The organism is Thauera sp. 63, from assembly GCF_000310165.2.
Lineage (GTDB): Bacteria > Pseudomonadota > Gammaproteobacteria > Burkholderiales > Rhodocyclaceae > Thauera > Thauera humireducens.
Window position 1 is genome coordinate 25397 of the sequence record NZ_AMXC01000013.1, and the last position, 20554, is coordinate 45950.

20 protein-coding genes are annotated in these 20554 nt (G+C 65.7%); 4 read left to right on the top strand and 16 right to left on the bottom strand.

Annotation, left to right across the window (positions count from 1 at the left end):
• Nucleotides 1-20: 20 nt before the first annotated feature.
• Nucleotides 21-1028: a nucleoid-associated protein gene (locus C664_RS12315; protein ID WP_004260590.1), complete on the bottom strand. Its 1008-nt coding sequence runs from the start codon at nt 1026-1028 to the stop codon at nt 21-23.
• A 162-nt stretch (nt 1029-1190) separates the two neighbouring features.
• On the opposite strand from C664_RS12315, the gene dksA reads away from it, so the two are divergent.
• A complete protein-coding gene (gene dksA, locus C664_RS12320) occupies nt 1191-1616 on the top strand; it encodes an RNA polymerase-binding protein DksA (protein ID WP_004260592.1) in 426 nt (141 codons plus the stop codon).
• Between the two features lie 154 nt (nt 1617-1770).
• On the opposite strand, the gene pnp is transcribed toward dksA, so the two are convergent.
• The 14 genes from pnp to C664_RS12390 form a co-directional block, all read right to left on the bottom strand.
• Nucleotides 1771-3870, bottom strand: coding sequence for a polyribonucleotide nucleotidyltransferase (gene pnp, locus C664_RS12325; protein WP_004260595.1), 2100 nt, complete (start codon nt 3868-3870; stop codon nt 1771-1773).
• A gap of 199 nt (nt 3871-4069) precedes the next feature.
• Nucleotides 4070-4339, bottom strand: a complete 270-nt coding sequence (gene rpsO / locus C664_RS12330) for a 30S ribosomal protein S15 (RefSeq protein WP_004260598.1) — start codon at nt 4337-4339, stop codon at nt 4070-4072.
• Nucleotides 4340-4417: 78 nt separating this feature from the next.
• Nucleotides 4418-5395 carry a tRNA pseudouridine(55) synthase TruB gene (gene truB / locus C664_RS12335; RefSeq protein ID WP_004260600.1) on the bottom strand — a complete coding sequence of 326 codons (978 nt, stop codon included), beginning with the start codon at nt 5393-5395 and terminating at the stop codon, nt 4418-4420.
• A complete protein-coding gene (gene rbfA, locus C664_RS12340) occupies nt 5373-5798 on the bottom strand; it encodes a 30S ribosome-binding factor RbfA (protein WP_004260603.1) in 426 nt (141 codons plus the stop codon). The genes truB and rbfA overlap by 23 nt, the downstream gene beginning before the upstream one ends.
• Nucleotides 5799-5801: 3 nt before the next feature.
• Nucleotides 5802-8633 (bottom strand): translation initiation factor IF-2, encoded by a 2832-nt coding sequence (infB, locus tag C664_RS12345; RefSeq protein ID WP_038011699.1) that lies wholly within the window; start codon nt 8631-8633, stop codon nt 5802-5804.
• A gap of 13 nt (nt 8634-8646) precedes the next feature.
• Complete coding sequence (gene nusA, locus C664_RS12350; RefSeq protein WP_004260609.1) at nt 8647-10122, bottom strand: transcription termination factor NusA; 1476 nt, start codon at nt 10120-10122, stop codon at nt 8647-8649.
• Between the two features lie 27 nt (nt 10123-10149).
• A complete protein-coding gene (gene rimP / locus C664_RS12355) occupies nt 10150-10584 on the bottom strand; it encodes a ribosome maturation factor RimP (protein ID WP_004260612.1) in 435 nt (144 codons plus the stop codon).
• Between the two features lie 260 nt (nt 10585-10844).
• Nucleotides 10845-11984, bottom strand: a complete 1140-nt coding sequence (gene rluB, locus C664_RS12360; protein WP_004260615.1) for a 23S rRNA pseudouridine(2605) synthase RluB — start codon at nt 11982-11984, stop codon at nt 10845-10847.
• Complete coding sequence (gene scpB / locus C664_RS12365) at nt 11935-12534, bottom strand: SMC-Scp complex subunit ScpB (RefSeq protein WP_004260617.1); 600 nt, start codon at nt 12532-12534, stop codon at nt 11935-11937. Before scpB ends, rluB begins: the two co-directional genes overlap by 50 nt.
• A complete protein-coding gene (locus C664_RS12370; RefSeq protein WP_004260621.1) occupies nt 12512-13342 on the bottom strand; it encodes a segregation and condensation protein A in 831 nt (276 codons plus the stop codon). The genes scpB and C664_RS12370 overlap by 23 nt, the downstream gene beginning before the upstream one ends.
• 13 nt (nt 13343-13355) lie before the next feature.
• Complete coding sequence (locus tag C664_RS12375) at nt 13356-14015, bottom strand: site-2 protease family protein (RefSeq protein WP_004260623.1); 660 nt, start codon at nt 14013-14015, stop codon at nt 13356-13358.
• Between the two features lie 53 nt (nt 14016-14068).
• The gene (locus C664_RS12380) at nt 14069-14701 is read right to left on the bottom strand and encodes an L-threonylcarbamoyladenylate synthase (RefSeq protein WP_004260625.1); all 633 of its coding nucleotides are present in this window, start codon (nt 14699-14701) and stop codon (nt 14069-14071) included.
• An 18-nt stretch (nt 14702-14719) separates the two neighbouring features.
• Nucleotides 14720-15598 carry a 3',5'-nucleoside bisphosphate phosphatase gene (locus tag C664_RS12385; protein ID WP_004260626.1) on the bottom strand — a complete coding sequence of 293 codons (879 nt, stop codon included), beginning with the start codon at nt 15596-15598 and terminating at the stop codon, nt 14720-14722.
• Nucleotides 15595-16476, bottom strand: a complete 882-nt coding sequence (locus C664_RS12390) for an alpha/beta fold hydrolase (protein ID WP_004260628.1) — start codon at nt 16474-16476, stop codon at nt 15595-15597. Before C664_RS12390 ends, C664_RS12385 begins: the two co-directional genes overlap by 4 nt.
• Before the next feature lie 125 nt (nt 16477-16601).
• On the opposite strand from C664_RS12390, the gene C664_RS12395 reads away from it, so the two are divergent.
• Nucleotides 16602-16817, top strand: coding sequence for a hypothetical protein (locus C664_RS12395; protein WP_004260630.1), 216 nt, complete (start codon nt 16602-16604; stop codon nt 16815-16817).
• A 24-nt stretch (nt 16818-16841) separates the two neighbouring features.
• Here C664_RS12395 and ylqF read toward each other — a convergent pair whose 3' ends face one another.
• Nucleotides 16842-17762 carry a ribosome biogenesis GTPase YlqF gene (ylqF, locus tag C664_RS12400; RefSeq protein WP_038011702.1) on the bottom strand — a complete coding sequence of 307 codons (921 nt, stop codon included), beginning with the start codon at nt 17760-17762 and terminating at the stop codon, nt 16842-16844.
• Between the two features lie 321 nt (nt 17763-18083).
• Here ylqF and cspE point away from each other — a divergent pair, with 321 nt between their 5' ends.
• Both cspE and C664_RS12410 read left to right on the top strand, forming a co-directional pair.
• On the top strand, nt 18084-18293 hold the full coding sequence (gene cspE / locus C664_RS12405) for a transcription antiterminator/RNA stability regulator CspE (RefSeq protein WP_004260632.1): 210 nt from the start codon (nt 18084-18086) through the stop codon (nt 18291-18293).
• A gap of 206 nt (nt 18294-18499) precedes the next feature.
• Nucleotides 18500-20545, top strand: a complete 2046-nt coding sequence (locus tag C664_RS12410) for a DEAD/DEAH box helicase (protein ID WP_004260633.1) — start codon at nt 18500-18502, stop codon at nt 20543-20545.
• The last annotated feature ends 9 nt before the right edge of the window (nt 20546-20554 follow it).

Consider the following 20554-nt stretch of genomic DNA (forward strand, 5'->3'; position numbering starts at 1 on the left):
CCGGCCCGCCACCGTGGCCGTCAGCCTTCCTCGAGCATGCGCTTCAGATAGTCGGGCACGCCCGCCAGCACCAAGGTATCGGTCGCTGGATCGTAATGCACGGCGCCCGAATGCAGGCTGCTGCGATCGAACTCCACCTTCCACTGCTCGCCGCTGGCGCTGAAGCGGACCAGCGGCCTGATCGCGCGCCGGTTGGGCACGAACCCGCTGACCAGGCGGGCCTCGGGCGCATTGAGCGCCGACCCGAGCCTTGCCGGTTGCTCCGGATACACTTCCTGTGCCAGCTCCTCGAAGCTGACGGTCTCCCCGTTCTCGCCCAGTGAGTCCAGATAATCGTGGGCGCGCTCGAGCAGGCTGTCGCGCCGTGTCGGCTCGAGTTGCTGCTGCTCGGCGAAGTGGCTGAGCGTGGCCACCAGCTTCTTCGTCTCCTGCAAGGCGACGACCACATCGCTGCAGCCAAGAAAACGCTTGAAGAAGGCCCCACCCTTGCCGCGTCCACGCAAGAATCCGATGTAGCGCTCGTCCCCTCGTCGCCAGCCATCGAGATCGATTCGACCGGCCGCCTGCAGACCCGCAAAATCGACGTGCAGGCAATCGCTCACGTCGAGTCCGCCGCTCACCGCGACTCCGGCCTCCTCCGCGACCAGCGCGATCCACAGGCAGTCGGCACCGCCTTCGTCAATGCGCGCCACGATGACCAGGCCGCCCTGCTCCAATTCCTCCTCGTCCGCAATCGCTTTCAGGTGCTGCGCGACCTGACCCGAGAAGGCAACGAAATCGAGCCCCTGCTCGCTCACCAACTCGCGCAGCCAGCGTGCGAGCGGGAAGGCCTCCTCGTCCTCCTCGAAACGTCCGAAGCCCTTCGCAGAGCGCGACTCGTACTGCCCGCAGAGCCGCTCGACCAGACGCACCGCCACTGCATCCAGTGCGCAGGCCGCGGGTCGGCAGACCAGCGATGCGGGCTTGTCCGCCTCCTTGACGAGGCGATGGACGATCAGCTGGGTGACAGTGTGCTGCGAGACGGGCATCGAGGAACTCCGGGCGATTGAACGAGGGCGCGATTCTCGCACGGGCGCAGGCAGTGCGCGCAGTGCCGAACCTGCGCCGTTCATGCCCCTCGGCTTGCCGCATCAGGCCGATTCTGCTATTAAGTCGCCTCTATCCATTCACCAACCTACGGAAGTTGATTCATGGCTGACGATACCCTGCACAAGCAATTCCCGCCCTACGTTCCCGCCGCTGGCGAGGAATACATGAGCGAGAAGCAGATGGGCCACTTCCGCGAGATCCTCAGCACGCTCAAGAGCGAGCTGATGGATGACATCGAGCGTACCGTGCACACGATGCAGGACGAGGCCACGGTGTTTGCCGACCCGAACGACCGCGCCAGCCAGGAGTCGGACATCGCACTGGAACTGCGCAACCGCGATCGCGAACGCAAGCTGATCAAGAAGATCGACGAGGCGCTGGGTCGCATCGAGGCTGGCGAATATGGCTACTGCGACAGCTGTGGCGTGGAAATCGGCCTGAAGCGCCTGGAGGCCCGTCCGACGGCCACCATGTGCATCGACTGCAAGACGCTGGAAGAAATGCGGGAGCGCCAGGTCGCGAAGTAAGCGGACTGCGTAATCGACAAGGGGACGCTGCGGCGTCCTTTTTTTCGACCGCGCCCCAAGACCAGGCCCACCCACGGCTGCGAAAAAAATGGGACGCCGCAGCGTCCCATTTGTTCAGCGCGGGGTGCCCTTACTGCCACCCCTCACATCGCACTCAGCCGGCGTTCTCGCCCAGCAGCGCCTTCATGCTCAGGCGGATCTTGCCGCGCTCGTCGGTCTCGAGCACCTTGACGCGCACAGCCTGGCCTTCCTTGACGTAGTCGGCCACATTGTTGACGCGCTCGTTGGCGATCTGCGAGACGTGCAGCAGGCCATCGCGGCCCGGCATGATGTTGACGATCGCGCCGAAGTCCAGCAGGCGGATGACCGTGCCCTCGTAGATCTTGCCGACCTCGACCTCGGCGGTGATCGCCTCGATCTTGGCCTTCGCAGCCTGGGCACCTTCGGCGCTCACCGACGAGATGGTGATCGCGCCATCGTCCTCGATCTCGATCACGGTGCCGGTTTCTTCCTGCAGCGCACGGATCACCGCACCGCCCTTGCCGATCACGTCACGGATCTTCTCGGGGTTGATCTTCATGTTGATCATGCGCGGCGCATACTCGGACACTTCGCCACGCGACGAGGCCAGCGACTGCTTCATGATGCCGAGGATGTGCAGACGGCCCGTCTTGGCCTGCTCCAGCGCAGCTTGCATGATGTCCTTGGTGATGCCCTGGATCTTGATGTCCATCTGCAGACCGGTCACGCCGTTTTCGGTACCGGCGACCTTGAAGTCCATGTCGCCGAGGTGATCCTCATCGCCCAGGATGTCGGTCAGCACGGCGAAACGGTTGCCGTCCTTGATCAGGCCCATCGCGATGCCGGCGACGTGGTCCTTAAGCGGGACGCCCGCATCCATCATGGCCAGCGAGCCGCCGCAGACCGAAGCCATGGACGACGAACCGTTGGACTCGGTGATCTCGGACACCACGCGCACGGTGTAGGAGAAGTCCTCGGCCTTCGGCAGCACCGCGACCAGCGAGCGCTTGGCCAGGCGGCCGTGGCCCACTTCGCGGCGCTTGGTCACGCCGAAACGGCCGGTTTCGCCGGTGCAGAACGGCGGGAAGTTGTAGTGGAGCAGGAAGCGCTCCTTGTACTCGCCAGCGATGGCGTCGATGATCTGCTCGTCGCGACCGGTGCCCAGCGTGGCCACGACCAGCGCCTGGGTTTCACCGCGGGTGAACAGCGCCGAACCGTGGGTGCGCGGCAGCACGCCGGTGCGGATCGTGATCGGACGCACGGTGCGGGTGTCGCGACCGTCGATACGCGGCTCGCCATTCAGGATGCGGCTGCGGACGATGCCCGACTCGATGTTGAAGAAGATGTCCTTCACCTCGGTGGCCGACGACGGGTTCTCCACGCCTTCGCTCAGCGTGGCCATCACGCGCTTGCGGATCTCGCCCAGACGGGTCGAACGCTCCTGCTTGCTGGTGATGCGGAAGGCCTCTTCCATCTCGGCCTTGGCCAGCTCGGTGACCTTGGCGATCAGCGCTTCGTTGGCTGCCGGTGCCTGCCAATCCCATTCGGGCTTGCCGGCGACTTCGACCAGCTCGTTGATGGCCTTGATCGCAGTCTGCATCTGCTCGTGACCGAACACGACGGCGCCCAGCATGACCTGCTCGGACAACTCCTGGGCTTCGGACTCGACCATCAGCACCGCTGCCTGGGTACCGGCGACGACCAGGTTCATCTGGCTCGTCTGCAGCTCGGTGGCCGTGGGGTTGAGGATGTACTGGCCGTCGGCATAACCGACGCGTGCCGCGCCGATCGGGCCGTCGAACGGGATGCCGGAGATGGCGAGCGCAGCCGAGGCGCCAATCATCGCCGGGATGTCGGCATCGACCTCGGGGTTCAGCGACAGCACCGTCACGATCACCTGGACTTCATTCATGAAGCCTTCGGGGAACAGCGGGCGGATCGGACGATCGATCAGGCGCGAGGTGAGGATTTCCTTCTCGGACGGACGGCCTTCGCGCTTGAAGAAGCCGCCGGGAATGCGACCGGCCGCGTAGAACTTCTCAACGTAATCGACGGTGAGCGGGAAGAAGTCCTGCCCCGGACGCGCTTCCTTGGCGGCGACCACGGTGGCCAGCACCACGGTCTCGTCCATGTTCACGATGACGGCACCGCCGGCCTGGCGAGCAACCTCGCCGGTTTCGAGCGTGACGGTATGGGCGCCGTAGGCGAAAGTTTTCTTGATTGCGTTCAGCAAGGGAATTCCTTTAACAATGAGTGCAGCGAACCACAACTGCGCGCGGTGTTCGGGTCGAGCGACCCCTATCCGCTGGAAGACGAACCCGACGCAAGCACGGCCTCAGACGGCACAAAGCCGGCCGTGCCGCAGGGGCACGCACCGGCTTTGATGGCTTACTTCGCCCTGATCGGCGCTGTCGGGCTGGTCACGGACGCAATTACTTGCGCAGGCCCAGACGCTCGATCAGATTGCGATAGCTGTCGGCGTTGCGGCCCTTCAGGTAGTCCAGCAGCTTGCGGCGCTGGCTGACCATCTTCAGCAGACCGCGGCGGGAGTGGTGATCCTTGCCGTGGGCCTTGAAGTGAGGAGCGAGCCCGTTGATGCGGGCGGTCAGGAGCGCAACCTGGACTTCCGGCGAACCGGTGTCGCCCTGGGCGCGCTGGAAGTCGGAGACGATCTTCGACTTGGATGCGGTATCAAGAGCCATGTGTGTCTTTACTCGTGTTTTTCTGCCAATCAGAAGCGGCGGATTATACCCAAAGCCGCACCAAAAACTCAATCGCTATCATGCGGATGCGTCGAGCGCCCCGCCATCGGTGGCAATCAGCCGCCGTGCGGCCAGCTTGCCCCCGTCCTGCCACTGCCCGAGACCGAGGAAACCCTTCGGCCCGTAGACCCGCACCAAGCCTTCGGTGTCGGCCCGCCCCAGCGACAAAACTCTTCCCTGCAGCAGACCACGGGCCTGCTCCGCGTCGAGCCGCAACGCCGGGTACACCGCGACCAGCGCGTCGGCCGAAGCCAGCAAGCCGTCACGCTCCTCGGCCGCGCACGCTTCGAGCGCGTCCAGCGAAACGGCGTTGGCCACGTCGAACGATCCGATCCGCGTGCGGCGCAACGCCGCAAGGTGCGCACCGCAGTCCAGTGCCGTGCCGATGTCCATCGCCAGGCTGCGAATGTACGTGCCCTTGCTGCACGCCACTCGGATCGTGAAGCTATCAGACGCGAAGTCGAGCAGATCGAGTGCATGGATCGTGACCCGACGCGCCTCGCGCTCGACCTCGATGCCGGCACGGGCGTACTCATACAGCGCCTTGCCGTTGCGCTTGAGCGCCGAATACATCGGAGGCACCTGCTCGATCTCGCCACGGAAGCGGTCGAGCACCGCTTCCAGCTGCGGCCGCTCGACCGCCACCGGATGCCTGGCCAGCACCGCACCCTCCGCATCGCCGCTGTCGGTCTCGACACCCAGCTGCACGACGGCCTCGTAAGTCTTGTCGGCGTCGAGCAGCATCTGCGAAAACTTGGTGGCCTCGCCGAAGGTCAGCGGCAACAGGCCGCTCGCCATCGGATCCAGCGTGCCGGTATGGCCCGCCTTTGCGGCGTTGAGCAGACGGCGCGCGGCCTGCAGCGCGCCGTTGGAGCTCATGCCCTGCGGCTTGTCGAGCAAGAGCACGCCATCGACGAGGCGGCGGACGATCTTGCGTTGCGGCTGCTTCGGTCGGCGGGGACGCGCCGCTGCTTCAGGACTTCGCGCTTCCGTCATCGCCAGCCGACGTATGGTCGGTTTCGCCGTCTTCATCGTGGTGACGGGCCTCGTCCTCCCGCACCACATCATCGATCAGACGGGAAAGGCGCGAGCCCTCCTCGACCGAGCGATCGTAGTGGAAGTGCAGCTCGGGAATCGTATGGATCCGGATGCGGCGGCCCAGCTCGCGGCGCAGGAAGCCGCTCGCCCGACGCAGGCCCTGCAGGATCTCGGGCACGTCGGCCTCGCCCGTCATCGAGGTGAAGAACACCTTGGCGTGCGCGTAGTCAGGCGTGATCTCGACATCGGTGAGCGTGATGAAGCCGACTCGAGGGTCTTTCACCTCGAGCCTGATCAGTTCCGCCAGCTCGCGGCGGATCTGCTCCACCACGCGCTGGCTGCGGGAATACTCCTTGGGCATGGCTTACAGCGTCCTCGCCACTTCCTTGATCTCGAACACCTCGAGCTGGTCGCCTTCCTGGATGTCGTTGTAGTTCCTGAGCTGCAGACCGCACTCGTAGCCGAACTTGACTTCCTTGACGTCGTCCTTGAAGCGCTTGAGCGACTCGAGCTCGCCCGTCCACAGCACCGTGTGATTGCGCAGCAGACGGACGTGCGAACCGCGCTTGACCACGCCTTCCAGCACGTAGCAACCCGCGATCGAGCCCACCCTCGAGATCGTGAACACCTGGCGGATCTCGACCAGGCCGATGACCTCTTCGCGCTTCTCGGGCGCAAGCATGCCGGACAGCGCCGCCTTCACCTCATCCACTGCATCGTAGATGATGTTGTAGTAGCGAATATCGACGCCGAAGGTCTCCGCCAGCTTGCGTGCGCCAGCATCCGCACGGACGCTGAAGCCGAGGATGACGGCACCCGAAGCCTGCGCCAGGTTGACGTCCGACTCGGAGATCGCGCCGACCGCGGCATGGATGACATTGACGCGCACCTCGTCGGTCGAGAGCTTGACAAGCGACTGCACCAGCGCTTCCTGCGAACCCTGCACGTCGGCCTTGATGATGAGGGGCAGGCTCTTGACCTCGCCCTCGGACATCTGCTCCATGAGGGTCTCGAGCTTGGCGGCCTGCTGCTTGGCGAGTTTGACGTCGCGGAACTTGCCCTGACGGAACAGGGCAATTTCGCGCGCCTTCTTCTCGTCGGCGAGCGCAATCGCTTCGTCGCCTGCAGACGGCACGTCCGACAGGCCGAGAATCTCGACCGGAATGGACGGCCCTGCTTCATCGACCTGCTTGCCGTTCTCGTCCAGCATCGCACGGATGCGGCCGAAGGTTGCCCCGGCCAGCACCACGTCGCCCTTGCGCAGGGTGCCGGACTGCACCAGCAGCGAGGCCACCGGGCCGCGGCCCTTGTCGAGGCGGGCTTCGATGATCAGGCCCTTGGCCGGTGCATCGACCGGCGCGGTCAGTTCCAGCACCTCGGCCTGCAGCAGGATGGCTTCGAGCAGTTCGTCGACGCCCGTACCCTTCTTCGCGGACACCGGCACGAACATGACGTCGCCACCGTACTCTTCCGGAATGACGCTCTCGGCGATCAGTTCCTGCTTGACGCGGTCGGGGTTGGCTTCCGGCTTGTCGATCTTGTTGATCGCCACCACCAGCGGCACGCCGGCCGCCTTGGCGTGGTGGATGGCCTCGCGCGTCTGCGGCATCACGCCGTCGTCCGCCGCCACCACCAGAATGACGATGTCGGTCGCCTTGGCACCACGCGCACGCATCGCCGTGAAGGCTTCGTGACCCGGGGTATCGAGGAAGGTCACCATGCCGCGCGACGTCTCGACGTGGTAGGCGCCGATGTGCTGCGTGATACCGCCGAACTCGCCCGAAGCGACCTTGGCACGACGGATGTAGTCGAGCAGCGAGGTCTTGCCGTGGTCGACGTGCCCCATGACGGTAACGACCGGCGCACGCGGCAGGAGTTCGACGTCCTTGTGTTCGTCGTGCTCGTCCAGGAAGGCATCCGGATCGTCCAGCTTCGCCGCCATCGCGGTGTGCCCCATTTCCTCGACGATGATCATCGCCGTGTCCTGGTCCAGCACCTGGTTGATCGTGACCATCGAACCCATCTTCATCAGGGCCTTGATCACTTCGGTGGCCTTCACTGCCATCTTGTGGGCGAGATCGGCCACGGTGATGGTTTCCGGCACATGCACTTCGCGCACGATCGGCTCGCTCGGCGCCTGGAAGTTCGAGCGGTCGTCCTGCTGGTGACGACCGTGCCGGCCGCCCCCCTTGCCTGCACCGCGCCAGTTGCTGCCGGTGGTGGCACCCACCTCGCCGCGGGTCTTCAGGCCGCCGCGGCGCTTGGCGCCGTCGGTCTCGCGTGCCGGCGCACCGGTGCCACGCTTGGCATCCTTGCTGCCGGCCTTGTCTTCGGCCTTTGCCGGACGGTGCAGCGTGCCGCTACCCGGCTTGGCTGCAGCGGGCTTGACGGCCTCTTCCTTCTTCTGCTGCTCGGCGCGCAGGCGGGACTCTTCCTCGACCTTGCGCGCTTCGGCCGCCGCACGGGCAGCCGCTTCGCGTTCCTGGCGGGCACGCAGGTCCGCCGCCTGGCGTTCCTTGAGCGCGCGCTGACGCTCTTCGTCGCGCTTGCGCGCGGCGATCTCTTCGTCGCCCAGGATCTCGCTGAGGGGCAGCGGCTTGGAACGCACCAGCGTGGTGGTGGTCTTCGGCTTCGCCTCTTGCTGCTGGGGCGCAGCGGCGGGCGCGGCGACCTCCGGCTCGGGCTGAACTTCGGCGACCGGCTCGGGCGCAGGCTCGGGCTCGACGACCACCGGAGCCGGCTCGGGCGCCGGCGTTTCAGCAACCGGCTCGGGAGCGACAGGCGCGACAGCCTCGACGGACGCGACGGGCTCGGGCGCGCCCACCGGCTCGACGACTTCCGCGACCGGCTCTTCCGCCAGCGCGGCGACTTCCGGGGCAGGCTGGTCAGCCACGAGTTCGTCGCGCTTGACGAACGTGCGCTTCTTGCGCACCTCGACCTGCACCGTGCGAGCACGTCCGGTCGAGTCCGTTGCGCGGATCTCGGTCGTCTGCTTGCGCGTCAGGGTGATCTTGCCCTTCGGCTCGGTGTCGCCGTGGGCTCGACGCAGGTACTCCAGCAGTCGGGCCTTGTCCTGTTCAGTCAGCAGGTCTGTCGGGCCGCTCTTTTCCACACCGGCACGCTTCAACTGCTCGAGCAGTACCGCGGCCGGCATCTTCAGTTCGCCGGCAAACTGGGTCACGCTCATATTTTCCATTACTGCCCTCCCATCATTCTTCGAACCAATGGGCGCGCGCAACGGAAATCAGCGCCTTGGCTCTTTCTTCGTCGATCCCGGCCATTTCGACCAGCTCGTCGACCCCAAGGTCGGCCAGGTCGTCGCGGGCACGGATACCCTGCTGGGCCAGTTTGGCGGCAAGCGACTTCTCCATGCCGTCGAGATTGAGCAGATCATCGGAGACATTCTCCAGCTGCTCTTCGGTCACGATCGCCTCGGTCAGCAGCACGTTCCGCGCACGATTGCGCAGTTCGTTGACCGTGTCCTCGTCGAAGGCCTCGATTTCGAGCATCTCGGCCAGCGGAACGTAGGCGATTTCTTCCAGGGAGGAGAAGCCCTCCTCGATCAGGATGTCGGCAATTTCCTCGTCGACATCCAGTTTTTCCATGAACAGCGCGCGCAGACCCTGCTGCTCCTGCGCGGTCTTCTCGGCCGACTCCTGCTCGCTCATCAGGTTGATGGTCCAACCGGTCAACTCGGACGCGAGCTTGACGTTCTGGCCGTTACGACCAATGGCGATGGCCAGGTTGTTTTCGTCGACCACGACGTCCATCGCGTGAGCTTCCTCGTCCACCACGATCGATACGACTTCTGCCGGCTGCAGGGCAGCGACGACGAACTGGGCCGGATCAGCCGCCCAGACGATGATATCGATCTGCTCGCCGCCGATCTCGTTACGGACGGCGGTGACGCGCGAACCGCGCAAGCCAACGCAGGTGCCGATCGGATCGATGCGCGGGTCGTTGGACTTGACACCGATCTTGGCGCGCAGACCCGGATCACGGGCGCAGGCCTTGATCTCGAGCAGGCCGTCCTCGATCTCGGGGACTTCGAGTTCGAACAGCTTCATCAGGAACTCGGGCGCGGTACGCGAGAGGATCAGCTGCGGACCGCGGGCGCCGCGGTCGATGCGCAGCAGGAAGGCCTTGACACGATCGCCGACGCGCAGGTTCTCGCGCGGGATCTGCTGATCGCGCGGCAGCACGGCTTCCATGCGGCCGACCTCGATGATCGCGTTGCCGCGCTCCATGCGCTTGATCGAACCCGAGACCAGGAACTCCTTGCGCTCGAGGAAGTCGTTGAGCACTTGCTCGCGCTCGGCATCGCGGATCTTCTGCAGAATGACCTGCTTGGCCGCCTGGGCGCCGATACGGCCGAAGTCGATCGGCTCGAGCTCTTCGGTGATGTACTCGCCGAGTTGGATGTCGGGATTGATGTCGCGCGCATCGATGATACCCATCTCGGCTTCATCGTTGGTGACTTCTTCGTCGGGCATGACGATCCAGCGCCGACACGAAGTGTGGTCGCCCGTATCGCGATCGATGGACACGACCACGTCGGCGTCGTCATGGATGCGCTTCTTGGTCGCGGAGGCCAGCGCGGACTCAAGCGCGGCAAAAACGATGTCCTTGGCGACGTTCTTCTCACGCGCCAATGCATCAACAAGCAGCAGGATCTCGCGGCTCATTTCAGGAAAACCTCCACATCCACAGTCTCAGAATTTGGGTACAAGGCGTGCTTTCTCGATGTCTTCGAAGGGCAGCAACTGCTCACCCTTCTCGGTCGTGATCACCACGGCGCCATCGCGCACACCGCCGAGCACACCCGCAAAATTACGTTGATTATTGACCGGCAGCGACAGTCGGATCTGAACGTCTTCGCCAGCGTAGCGTTCGAAGTCGGCCAGCTTTTTCAACGGGCGATCCAGACCCGGCGAGGACACCTCGAGGCGGTCGTAGTCGACATTCTCGACCTCGAACACACGCTGCAACTGGTTGCTCACCGTTGCACAGTCGTCGACCGTGATCCCGCGCTCGATGTCGAGAAACACGCGCAGCAGACGCCCGCGCGGCGAGAACTCGATATCGACGAGTTCATAGCCGAGACCGGTCACCACCTGTTCGATCAGATTCTCGATTCCTGCTCGCATGCCTTTCTTCCACCACGCGCGAAATCGTCGCGCACAAATAAAAAATGGGCCTAACGCCCATCAAACAATTGTTCCTGCCGGGAACACGCCGCTGGTCACAACCGAATGACGGACGCGACCAAGGCACCTGCAAGGCGCCATCAGAACCAAGCCATCCATCAAAGCCGCGGAATTATAGCTGCAAAACGGACAGCCAGGCAAACTGCTGCAACGCAGCAGCTTGCCTGGCCCTTGACGCATGGAAGCGTCGCTGGCGAAGCTCAGCGCGGCGACGGCGTCGTGCGATGCATCTTCGGCGGGCGCTTGACGCGCTTTTCATCCTGCCCCTGCCGCTGCGGCGCGGCGACCCCCGCCAGCTTGCAGGCATCGGCCTCGGGCATCTCCATCCACATGCCGCGCTTGAGACGCGCCGGCAGCTCCACGGCGCCGTAGCGCACCCGCATCAGGCGGCTCACCGTGAGACCGACGGCCTCGAACATGCGCCGCACCTCGCGGTTGCGCCCCTCGGAGATGGTCACGCGATACCAGTGGTTGGCGCCTTCACCCCCCTCGTCACGCAGGGTGTTGAACTTCGCCGGACCATCCTCGAGCTGAATGCCTTCGGTCAGGGACTTCGCCTGTTCTTCGGTCAGCTCACCCAGCAGGCGCACCGCGTATTCGCGCTCGAGCTCGTAACGGGGATGCATCAGCTTGTTCGCCAGATCGCCGTCGTTGGTAAACAGCAGCAGCCCGGACGTATTGAAGTCGAGACGACCGACCGCCAGCCAGCGCCCCTTGCGCAGCACCGGCAGACGCTCGAACACTGTCGGACGCCCCTCCGGATCGTCGCGCGACACGATCTCGCCCTCGGGCTTGTGGTAGATCAGCACACGCGGCGAACGCTGCGTGAAGCGCAGCGGAATCAGCTTGCCGTTGACCTTGACGCGGTCGCCCGGCCCGATCTTCTGGCCAAGCGTCGCCGGCAGGCCATTCACCGAGATACGACCGGCAATCACCCACTCCTCGATCTCGCGTCGCGAGGCGACACCGGCCTGCGCCAGAACCTTCTGCAGGCGCTCGGGCTCGGTCAGCGTGGTCGGCGCATTGCGCCCACGCCCCTGGCCCTGGGGTCGCCCGCGTGACGCTCCTTCACCGCGCTCGGCCTGCCCGAGTGCGGAAACATGCGCATCCGCACGCCGCGCCGGATCGCCCGCCGGACGGCTTCCGCCGCGCCCGCCGCGCGAGGCACGAGGACCGCGCGGGTCGGCATTGAGATGCGCATTCGGATCCTGCGGCTGGGCATCGTCGTCCCGTGCGCCGCCGCGTTCACCGCGCGACGAACGCGCGGGACGATCGAGGATCTCGATCGCTTCAGACTTCTTCTGCGGGGGCCGGAACGGGCTGTTCGGTTTGCGAGGCATCGACAAGGTCCATGATTTTTTCGATCTCGGTCAGCGCAGGCAGCTCGGTGAGGCTGCGCAGACCCATGTCATCGAGAAAGCGCCGGGTGGTGGCGAAAAGCGCCGGACGACCCGGCGTGTCGCGGTGACCGACGATGTCGATCCAGCCGCGCGATTCAAGTGTTTTCAATATGTTGGGCGACACCGCCACGCCACGCACCTCTTCGATGTCGCCGCGCGTGACGGGTTGCCGATAGGCAATGATCGCCAGCGTTTCCATCACCGCCCGCGAATAGCGCGGCGGCTTCTCTTCTTTCAGCCGGTCCAGATAGATCTGGTACTCGGGGCGGGTCTGGAAGCGCCAGCCGGTCGCCAGCTGCACCAATTCAACCCCCTTCCCCGCGGCAAACCACTCCGCGCGCAGCTCGTCCAGCAACTTGCGCACGAGATCGGGCCCCGGATCCTCGTCGAACAAGCGACGCAACTCCGACACCGGCAACGGCGCCGGCGCCGCCAGCAGCGCCGCCTCGATGACGCGCAGCCAAGCCTCAGGCGTCGTCGCGGGATGCATCGGCCAATTTGACGTAAATGGGCGAAAACGCCTCGTTCTGGCTCACTTCGACCAGCTTTTCCTTCACCAGCTCGAGGACCGCAAGAAAACTCACCACGAGCCCCGACGCCCCGAGCTTTACATCGAACAGGGTGTCGAACACGACGAAGGCCCCATCGCCCAGTTTGCGCAGAATTGCGCTCATGTGCTCGCGCACCGACAGTTGCTCCCGCCCGACACGATGATGCTGCGTGAGGCGCGCCTTCTTCATGATCCGCAGCCAGGCCAACTGCAGGTCATGCAGGCTGACTTCGGGCAGGCGCTCGACCACCTTCTCGGCAACGAACACCCCGACCCATTCGAAATCCCGCTCAGCCCGCGGCAACATGTCCAGTCGGGCCGCAGCGAGCTTCATGCGCTCGTATTCCATCAGGCGACGCACCAGTTCGGCCCGCGGATCCTCTTCTTCCGCGCTCGCGCGCGGCGGCCGCGGCAGCAGCATGCGCGACTTGATCTCGAGCAGCATCGCCGCCATCAGCAGGTACTCGGCCGCAAGCTCCAGGTTCGTCGCGCGCATTGCCTCGACGTATTCCAGATACTGCGCCGTCAGCGGCGCCATCGGTATGTCGAGCACGTCGAGGTTGGCCTTGCGGATCAGATACAGCAGCAAGTCCAGTGGCCCCTCGAAGGCTTCGAGAAACACCTGCAGCGCGTCGGGCGGAATATACAGGTCTTTCGGCAGTTCGAGCAGAGGCTCGCCGTAGATGCGCACGACCTGTTCGAGCACCTCGGGCGCATCGACAGGCGCCAGGTCCAGCGGCATGTTCATGAGCGCACGCGCGTCAGACCCCGATCACCACGCCGAGCAGGAACCGGAAACCGGCGATCAGCGGCCACAGGATCGTTCCGAGCACGCCCGTGAACAGCAGCACGAGCAGGATTGGAAAGCCGTAGGGCTCGAGGCGCGCGAAACTCCACGCCAGGCGATGCGGCAGCAGGCTGACCGCGATGCGGCCACCATCGAGCGGCGGGATCGGCAGCAGGTTGAGCACCATCAGCACCGCGTTGATCTGCATGCCGGCATCGGCCATCTTCATCATCGGCAGCGTATAGGCGCCCGGCTCACCCGAGATGGCGATCCGGAACAGGATCGCCCAGCCGATCGCCATGACCAGGTTGGTCGCCGGCCCCGCTGCCGCCACCCACAGCATGTCGGCCTTGGGATTGCGCAGACGACCGAAATTGACCGGCACCGGCTTCGCCCAGCCGAACAGGATTCCGCCCCCGCCGAACAGCGTGCTGAGCGCCAGAATGCCGGCTGGCACCAGCACGGTTCCGACCGGGTCGATGTGGCGCAGCGGATTGAGCGTGATCCGGCCTGCGAGGTCCGCTGTCGGGTCGCCGAAATGCCGGGCGACGTAGCCGTGCGCAGCCTCGTGCAGCGTGATGGCGAGCAACACCGGCAAGGCCCAGATCGCCAGCGTCGAGATCAATGAGTCCATGGGAGCATCAGCTGGAAACCGCGCATTCTAGCAGAGCGCCCCTCAGTCGACCCTCAGTCGGCATTGAGGCCGAAGGGCTCGAGCGCGCCGCGCCCCGCCCGGACGAGCTGCGGCGAGCCGGACGTGAGATCGATGACGGTGGTCGCCTCCGGACCGCAGTAGCCGGCCTCGATCACGAGATCCACCTGCTTCTCCAGCCGCTCCCGGATCTCGTCGGGATCGGTCAGCGGCAGATCCTCGCCCGGCAGCAGCAGCGTGGACGTGAGCAGCGGACCGTCGAGCTCGGCCAGCAGCGCAGAAATCACGGCATGCTCGGGAATGCGCAGGCCGATCGTCTTGCGTTTGGGATGGAGCACGCGCCGCGGCAACTCCTTCGTACCTTCGAGAATGAAGGTGTAAGGACCCGGCGTGGTCGCCTTCAGCAGCCGGTACTGGCTGTTGTCGACGCGCGCATAGGTCGCGATCTCGGACAGGTCACGACACATCAGCGTGAAGTGATGGCGGTCGTCGACGCCGCGGATCTTGCGGATCCGCTCGAGCTGGCTCGCGTCGCCAACGGCGCACACCAGGGCATAGGCGGAATCGGTCGGCAGCACCACCAGGCCGCCACCGCGGACGATTTCGGCCGCCTGACGGATCAGGCGCGGCTGCGGCTGCTCGGGATGAAGGGAAAAATACTGGGCCATGGTTCTTGTCTTTTTTTCTCAGATCAGGCGCGACCACACCGGCGTGAGGTCGGAGGGTAATGGATTGCAGCGACCGAGGTCGACCGGACTTTCCTTCTCGCCATGAAAGTCGGACGCGCGCGAAGCGAGCAGCCCGCGCTGGCGGGCCACGGTGGCGAAGCGGCGCATCTCGTCGTCGGAGTGCGCGCCAGACACCACTTCGATGGCATCGCCACCGGCAGCGACGAAACGGTCGAGCAGCCGGGTCATGTCCGCCGCCGACAGGCGATAGCGCGCCGGATGCGCGACCACGGCGATGCCCCCGGCACCGACGATCCAGCCCACCGCCTCTTCCAGCGACGCCCACTCGTGCTCGACGAAGCCGGGTTTGCCACGCACCAGGTAGTGGTCGAACACCGTCCTGACGTCGGGCATCACACCGCTCGCAACCAGGTGACGGGCGAAATGCGCGCGACTGACCAGCGCCGGGTTGCGGGCGAAGCGATGCGCGCCTTCCAGCGCGCCGGCAATCCCTACCGCTGCCAGCGCCTCGCTCATGCGCTGCGCCCGCGCGTCGCGCCCCGCCCTCACCTGCCGCAGACCGGCGATGAGGTCCGGATTGCCGGGGTCGATGCCGAGGCCGACGATATGAATCGTCTCGCCAGCGAAGGACACCGAGACCTCCACGCCCGCCACGAAGCCGACGCCCGATTCGGCTGCGGCCGCAGCCGCCAGCGCCAGCCCACCAAGCTCGTCATGGTCGGTCAATGCAAGCAGATCGACCCCATTCGTCTTGGCGCGGCGAACCACCTCGACCGGCTCCAGCCAGCCATCGGAAACGGTGGAATGGCAATGCAGGTCGGCATTCATCGCGTGCAGAGCGGCGAGGTCGCCGGACTTCGAAAGAAGGATCGTCATACGTGCTGGGACAGGAAGAAGGCCTCGATGATTCCGGCCACTGCCTCGGGCTGGTCATGGTGCAGGTTGTGGCCCGCCGCGGCGAGCGTGCGGACCTCGATCGAGCCAAAGCAGGCGAACGCCGCCGCATGGTCCGCGTCGCTGATGCCGAAACGCTCACGCAGCCGGTCACCTTCGGGCTCCACCGCCAGCACGGGTGCAGAAACCCGCCGCCAGCACGCCTCGGCCTCGGCGCGGCGATACAGGATCGGATTTACTCGGCGATGGGCAGGGTCGCCCGCAATGCGAAAGCCTTCGCCGTCGGCCTGTGCCAGCTCGCGCGCGAGCCAGCGCGCCCGCTCCGGCACAAGACGCGGATTGTCCTGCTGCAGGCGTGCGGCCAGCGCGTCGTGGTCGGGGTAAACACGCGGCCGCTGCGCCTCGGTCAATTCACGCAACCATTTCTGGTAGCGCCCCGGCGCCTCGGCCGCGGGACGGTCGGGCAGGCCGAAGGCATCCAGCACGACGACGCCGGCGACCCTTGCGGGCCGGATCCCCGCGTACATCAGCGCGACATTGCCGCCCATGCTGTGCCCCACCAGACGCACCGGCGCCTCGTCTTCGCCTTCGACCACGCGCAGGATGGCATCGAGGTCGGCGAAATAGTCCGGGAACCAGTAGCTGTCGGCGCCGCACCAGGCACTCTTGCCAAAGCCGCGCCAATCGGGCGCGATCACGTGCCAGTCGTGTGCCAGCGCATCGACGATGAACTGGAACGACGCAGACGCATCCATCCAGCCGTGCAGCAGATAGAGTCGCGCTGCGCCCGCGGCACCCCATTCGCGAAGATGCAAGCGTAAGCCGCGGATATCGAGGAAGCGGGAGCGGGAATTCTTCATCGCCGAATCATAACAAAGCGTCGACCGTCACCCGCCACCTCCGCCGCAGCCGGGCTGCAGCGGGACGGTCGACGGACTATCATTGCCGGCGCCCCCGGTCCCGAATACACCCCGAATACACCCCGATGACCGCACCACTGACCGCCGAACTCCGCCGCTGCCCCACCTGCAACCGCTGGGGCGGCAAACGCGCGCTCGAGGCGGACGGTCACACCGTAAGACTCGACCCTGACAACAGCCGCGGCACCTGCAACGAAGGCCCCTGGCACGGCTCGCTGCGCGGGCCGCGCAATGCGTGCGGCCAATGGCTGCGCTGGATCGCGATCGTCGCCGAGGTCTAGCGCCAACATCGGGCGCCGACGCCCTTACTCCTCGCCGTCGTCTCCGCTGCCCTGCTCGCTTGCGGCGGCCTCGGCGCGCGCGGCATCCGCCACCGCGATCATGCGCGCACGCGATTCCGGGGTTTCCAGGCTGATGCGCCCAAGCACGCCGTCGCGATAGTCCTGCAGCAGGATCAGCGCCGCCTTCTCCAGATCGAGCCCGCCGCCCTTGACCAGGCAGCCGCGACGGCGCCCCACCGCTTCGAGCAGCGCGGGCCCATCGAGTTGCACCGGATCGACGCGATAGCGCGCCGCCAGCAGGGCCGGATAGCGCTCGAGCAGGATGCCGCCGAGGAAGGTCGCGACCTCCTCGTCGATCACCGCATTGCGGCCAATCGCATGGCTCGCCGCCAGCATGTAGCCGTCCGAGTCGTAGTCGATCTTGGGCCACATCATGCCCGGCGTGTCGGTCAGCGTCATGCCCGGCCCGAGATCGAGCGTCTGCTGGTGCTTGGTCACCGCCGGCTCGTCACCCACCTTCGCTACCTTGCGCTTCAGCAGGGCATTCATCAGCGTCGATTTGCCGACGTTGGGGATGCCCATGATCATCATCCGCAGCGGCTTGGTGCCGTCATCGCGATGCGGCGCGAGCTGACGACAGAGCGCCGGCACGCGCGCCGCATCGGACGGACTCTTCGCCGAGATCGCAACCGCCTTCACGCCGGGCTGGCGGTTGTAGAAGTCCATCCAGGCCTGCGTCGCTGCCGGATCGGCGAGATCGGCCTTGTTCAGCAGCTTCAGGCAGGGACGGTTGCGGAAGCGCCGCAACTCGCCAATCATCGGATTGCTGCTCGCCTCGGGCAGGCGGGCGTCGGTCACCTCGATGACGACATCGATGGCCGCCATCGCATCGGCCGCCTTCTTGCGCGCCGAAGCCATGTGACCGGGAAACCACTGTATAGGCATGCTGGATTCACCAGTTTGGAACAGCGCGCATTATTCCACCCCGGCGGCAAATTGCGATGCAGAACTCCACGCCCGATCGGAATGGGTTCCCAGCCGAGATGGCCACGAAATGTTTTTTTGCGGTTTCCACGCGAAATAAATTCCCCACGCCCTGGAAACCGTGTATTGTGCTGCTCGCAGTCGATTCAAGCAGTGGTTGTTCTGGTGGTTACCCAGCGTGTTCTACAAGAGCGCGTGCCGGTCTGATTCCTCTGGATTACGTTTCTTGATCGTTCCTGCATTTTGGGGCGCAAGCCCAGTCATTTTTTATATGGAACGCAAATGAGCACTCAAACCGGTACCGTCAAGTGGTTCAACGACGCCAAGGGCTTCGGCTTCATCACCCCGGAAAACGGCGGCGACGACCTGTTCGCCCACTTCTCTGAAATCCAGAGCAAGGGCTTCAAGAGCCTGGCCGAAAACCAGCGCGTCGAATTCGAAGTCAAGACCGGCCCGAAGGGCCTGCAGGCGGCCAACATCCGCCCGCTGTAATCGATCCGACGTCCCAGACGTCCATCGATTCATCCGAAACGCGGCCTTGCGCCGCGTTTTTGCTTTTCCGGGGCGCCCTCGCCGGGCCCTTGCCGAACTGCCCCGCTGCGGCCACGAGCCGCTTTTTTCGTTTGCAGCGCCAGAATCGCCGATAATTGCGACTTCGCAGCGCTGCTGCACATCGCCGCCACCACGGCCCGACTGCCATGACCGACTCTGCCCGCACCGAACCCGCCAGCCCCGAGGCTGCCCTGCGCTTCGCCGACCTCGACCTGCCCACTCCCCTCCTGAATGCGCTGGCCGAAGTCGGCTACGAGACGCCGTCGCCCATCCAGGCCGCCTGCATTCCGCAATTGCTGGCGGGCCGCGACATCCTCGGCGAGGCCCAGACCGGCACCGGCAAGACGGCTGCGTTTGCGCTGCCCATGCTGGCGCGCCTCGACCTGCCCGACACGCGGCCGCAGGTGCTGGTGCTCACCCCCACGCGCGAACTCGCCATCCAGGTGGCCGAGGCCTTCGCCAAGTACGCGCACCACTTGAAGAATTTCCACGTCCTCCCCATCTATGGCGGCCAGAGCATGGTGGTGCAGCTGCGCCAGCTGTCGCGAGGTGCCCAGGTCATCGTCGGCACCCCGGGGCGGGTCATGGACCACCTCGAACGCGAAAGCCTGAAGCTCGACGCGCTCAAGGCCATCGTGCTCGACGAGGCCGACGAGATGCTGCGCATGGGCTTCATCGATGACGTCGAGTGGATTCTCGAGCACACCCCGGCCGAGCGCCAGACGGCGCTGTTCTCGGCCACGATGCCGAACGTGATCCGCGATGTCGCCCGCCGCCATCTGCGCGAACCGGAAGAGATCAAGATCCGCGCCGCCACCGCCACGGTGTCGAAGATCAGCCAGCGCTACTGGCTCGTCCGCGGTGTCGACAAGCTCGACGCCCTCACCCGCATCCTCGACGCCGAAGAGAGTTTCGATGCCGCCATCGTCTTCGTGCGCACCAAGATCGCCACCGACGAACTCGCCGACAAGCTCGCCGCCCGCGGCTACGCCGCCGCAGCCCTCAACGGCGACATGACCCAGGGCCTGCGCGAACGCGTGATCGAGCAGCTGAAGAACGGCGCGCTCGACATCGTCATCGCCACCGACGTTGCCGCGCGCGGCATCGACGTGCCGCGCGTGTCGCACGTCATCAACTACGACATCCCCTACGACACCGAAGCCTACGTGCACCGCATCGGCCGTACCGGCCGCGCCGGCCGTGAAGGCGTGGCGATCCTCTTCGTCGCGCCGCGCGAGACGCGCATGCTGAAGATGATCGAGCGCGCCACCCGCCAGCCGATCACGCCGATCGCACTGCCGAGCAGCGAGGAAGTGACGAACCTGCGCGTGGCGCAGTTCAAGCGCCAGGTGGTCGACGCCATCGGCAGCGAGGATCTCGGCTTCTTCATGGGCGTCGTCAACGACCTGGTCGAGGAAAACGAACTCGACATCCACGAAGTCGCCGCCGCGCTGACCCTCATTGCCCAGCGCGAACGTCCGCTGCAGATCGAACAGTCCGGCCGCGGCTGGGACCTCGCCACCGCCGAGCCCGGCAGCGGCGGTCGCGCACCGCGCGAAGAGCACTTCACCACCGGCGCCCCGCGCGAGCGCACGCCGCGCCCCAACCGCGACGAGATCCTCGCGCGCCGCCGCTCGTTCGCCGACGGCGCCTTGGTGCGCTATCGCATCGAGGTCGGCCGCAACCAGGGTGCGAGCCCGAAGGAGATCGTCGGCGCCATCGCCAACGAAGGCGGAATCGAGGGCAAGTTCATCGGCCAGATTCATCTGTTCGATGACTTCTCGACGGTGGAGTTGCCGGCCAACCTGCCCGATGACCTGATGGGCATCCTGAAGCGCACGCGCGTACGCCAGATGGCGCTGAACATCCGCGCCCTGAGCGCGGCCGAGGCCGCTGCCACGCCCGAGCGCCGCCGGCCGCCACGTGACGAAGGCTTCGCGGGCGAACGGCGCGAAGGCGGCTGGCAGAAGCAGCCAGGCGGCGAGCGGGGCGACAAGTTCCCGCGCAGCGAAAAGCCCCGCGGGAACTGGGAGCGGGACGGCAAGCGCCCGGCCGGTGCACCGCGCAAGGACGACCACCCTGCGCCCCGGCGTGACGCACGGCCCGACTCGGGTGCGCACCACAAGTCGTTCTCGCGCCCGGCCAACGCGCCCTACTCCGCGGGCAAGCCGCGCAAGCGCCGCGAGGACTGAAGACATCGC

Excerpts from the sequence above, each read along its gene's own strand:
- C664_RS12315 (WP_004260590.1), bottom strand. The coding sequence starts at position 1,028 with ATGCCCGTCTCGCAGCACACTGTCACCCAGCTGATCGTCCATCGCCTC.
- dksA (WP_004260592.1), top strand. The coding sequence starts at position 1,191 with ATGGCTGACGATACCCTGCACAAGCAATTCCCGCCCTACGTTCCCGCC.
- rpsO (WP_004260598.1), bottom strand. The coding sequence starts at position 4,339 with ATGGCTCTTGATACCGCATCCAAGTCGAAGATCGTCTCCGACTTCCAG.
- truB (WP_004260600.1), bottom strand. The coding sequence starts at position 5,395 with ATGACGGAAGCGCGAAGTCCTGAAGCAGCGGCGCGTCCCCGCCGACCG.
- rbfA (WP_004260603.1), bottom strand. The coding sequence starts at position 5,798 with ATGCCCAAGGAGTATTCCCGCAGCCAGCGCGTGGTGGAGCAGATCCGC.
- infB (WP_038011699.1), bottom strand. The coding sequence starts at position 8,633 with ATGGAAAATATGAGCGTGACCCAGTTTGCCGGCGAACTGAAGATGCCG.
- nusA (WP_004260609.1), bottom strand. The coding sequence starts at position 10,122 with ATGAGCCGCGAGATCCTGCTGCTTGTTGATGCATTGGCGCGTGAGAAG.
- rimP (WP_004260612.1), bottom strand. The coding sequence starts at position 10,584 with ATGCGAGCAGGAATCGAGAATCTGATCGAACAGGTGGTGACCGGTCTC.
- rluB (WP_004260615.1), bottom strand. The coding sequence starts at position 11,984 with ATGCCTCGCAAACCGAACAGCCCGTTCCGGCCCCCGCAGAAGAAGTCT.
- scpB (WP_004260617.1), bottom strand. The coding sequence starts at position 12,534 with ATGCATCCCGCGACGACGCCTGAGGCTTGGCTGCGCGTCATCGAGGCG.
- C664_RS12370 (WP_004260621.1), bottom strand. The coding sequence starts at position 13,342 with ATGAACATGCCGCTGGACCTGGCGCCTGTCGATGCGCCCGAGGTGCTC.
- C664_RS12375 (WP_004260623.1), bottom strand. The coding sequence starts at position 14,015 with ATGGACTCATTGATCTCGACGCTGGCGATCTGGGCCTTGCCGGTGTTG.
- C664_RS12380 (WP_004260625.1), bottom strand. The coding sequence starts at position 14,701 with ATGGCCCAGTATTTTTCCCTTCATCCCGAGCAGCCGCAGCCGCGCCTG.
- C664_RS12385 (WP_004260626.1), bottom strand. The coding sequence starts at position 15,598 with ATGACGATCCTTCTTTCGAAGTCCGGCGACCTCGCCGCTCTGCACGCG.
- C664_RS12390 (WP_004260628.1), bottom strand. The coding sequence starts at position 16,476 with ATGAAGAATTCCCGCTCCCGCTTCCTCGATATCCGCGGCTTACGCTTG.
- C664_RS12395 (WP_004260630.1), top strand. The coding sequence starts at position 16,602 with ATGACCGCACCACTGACCGCCGAACTCCGCCGCTGCCCCACCTGCAAC.
- ylqF (WP_038011702.1), bottom strand. The coding sequence starts at position 17,762 with ATGCCTATACAGTGGTTTCCCGGTCACATGGCTTCGGCGCGCAAGAAG.
- cspE (WP_004260632.1), top strand. The coding sequence starts at position 18,084 with ATGAGCACTCAAACCGGTACCGTCAAGTGGTTCAACGACGCCAAGGGC.
- C664_RS12410 (WP_004260633.1), top strand. The coding sequence starts at position 18,500 with ATGACCGACTCTGCCCGCACCGAACCCGCCAGCCCCGAGGCTGCCCTG.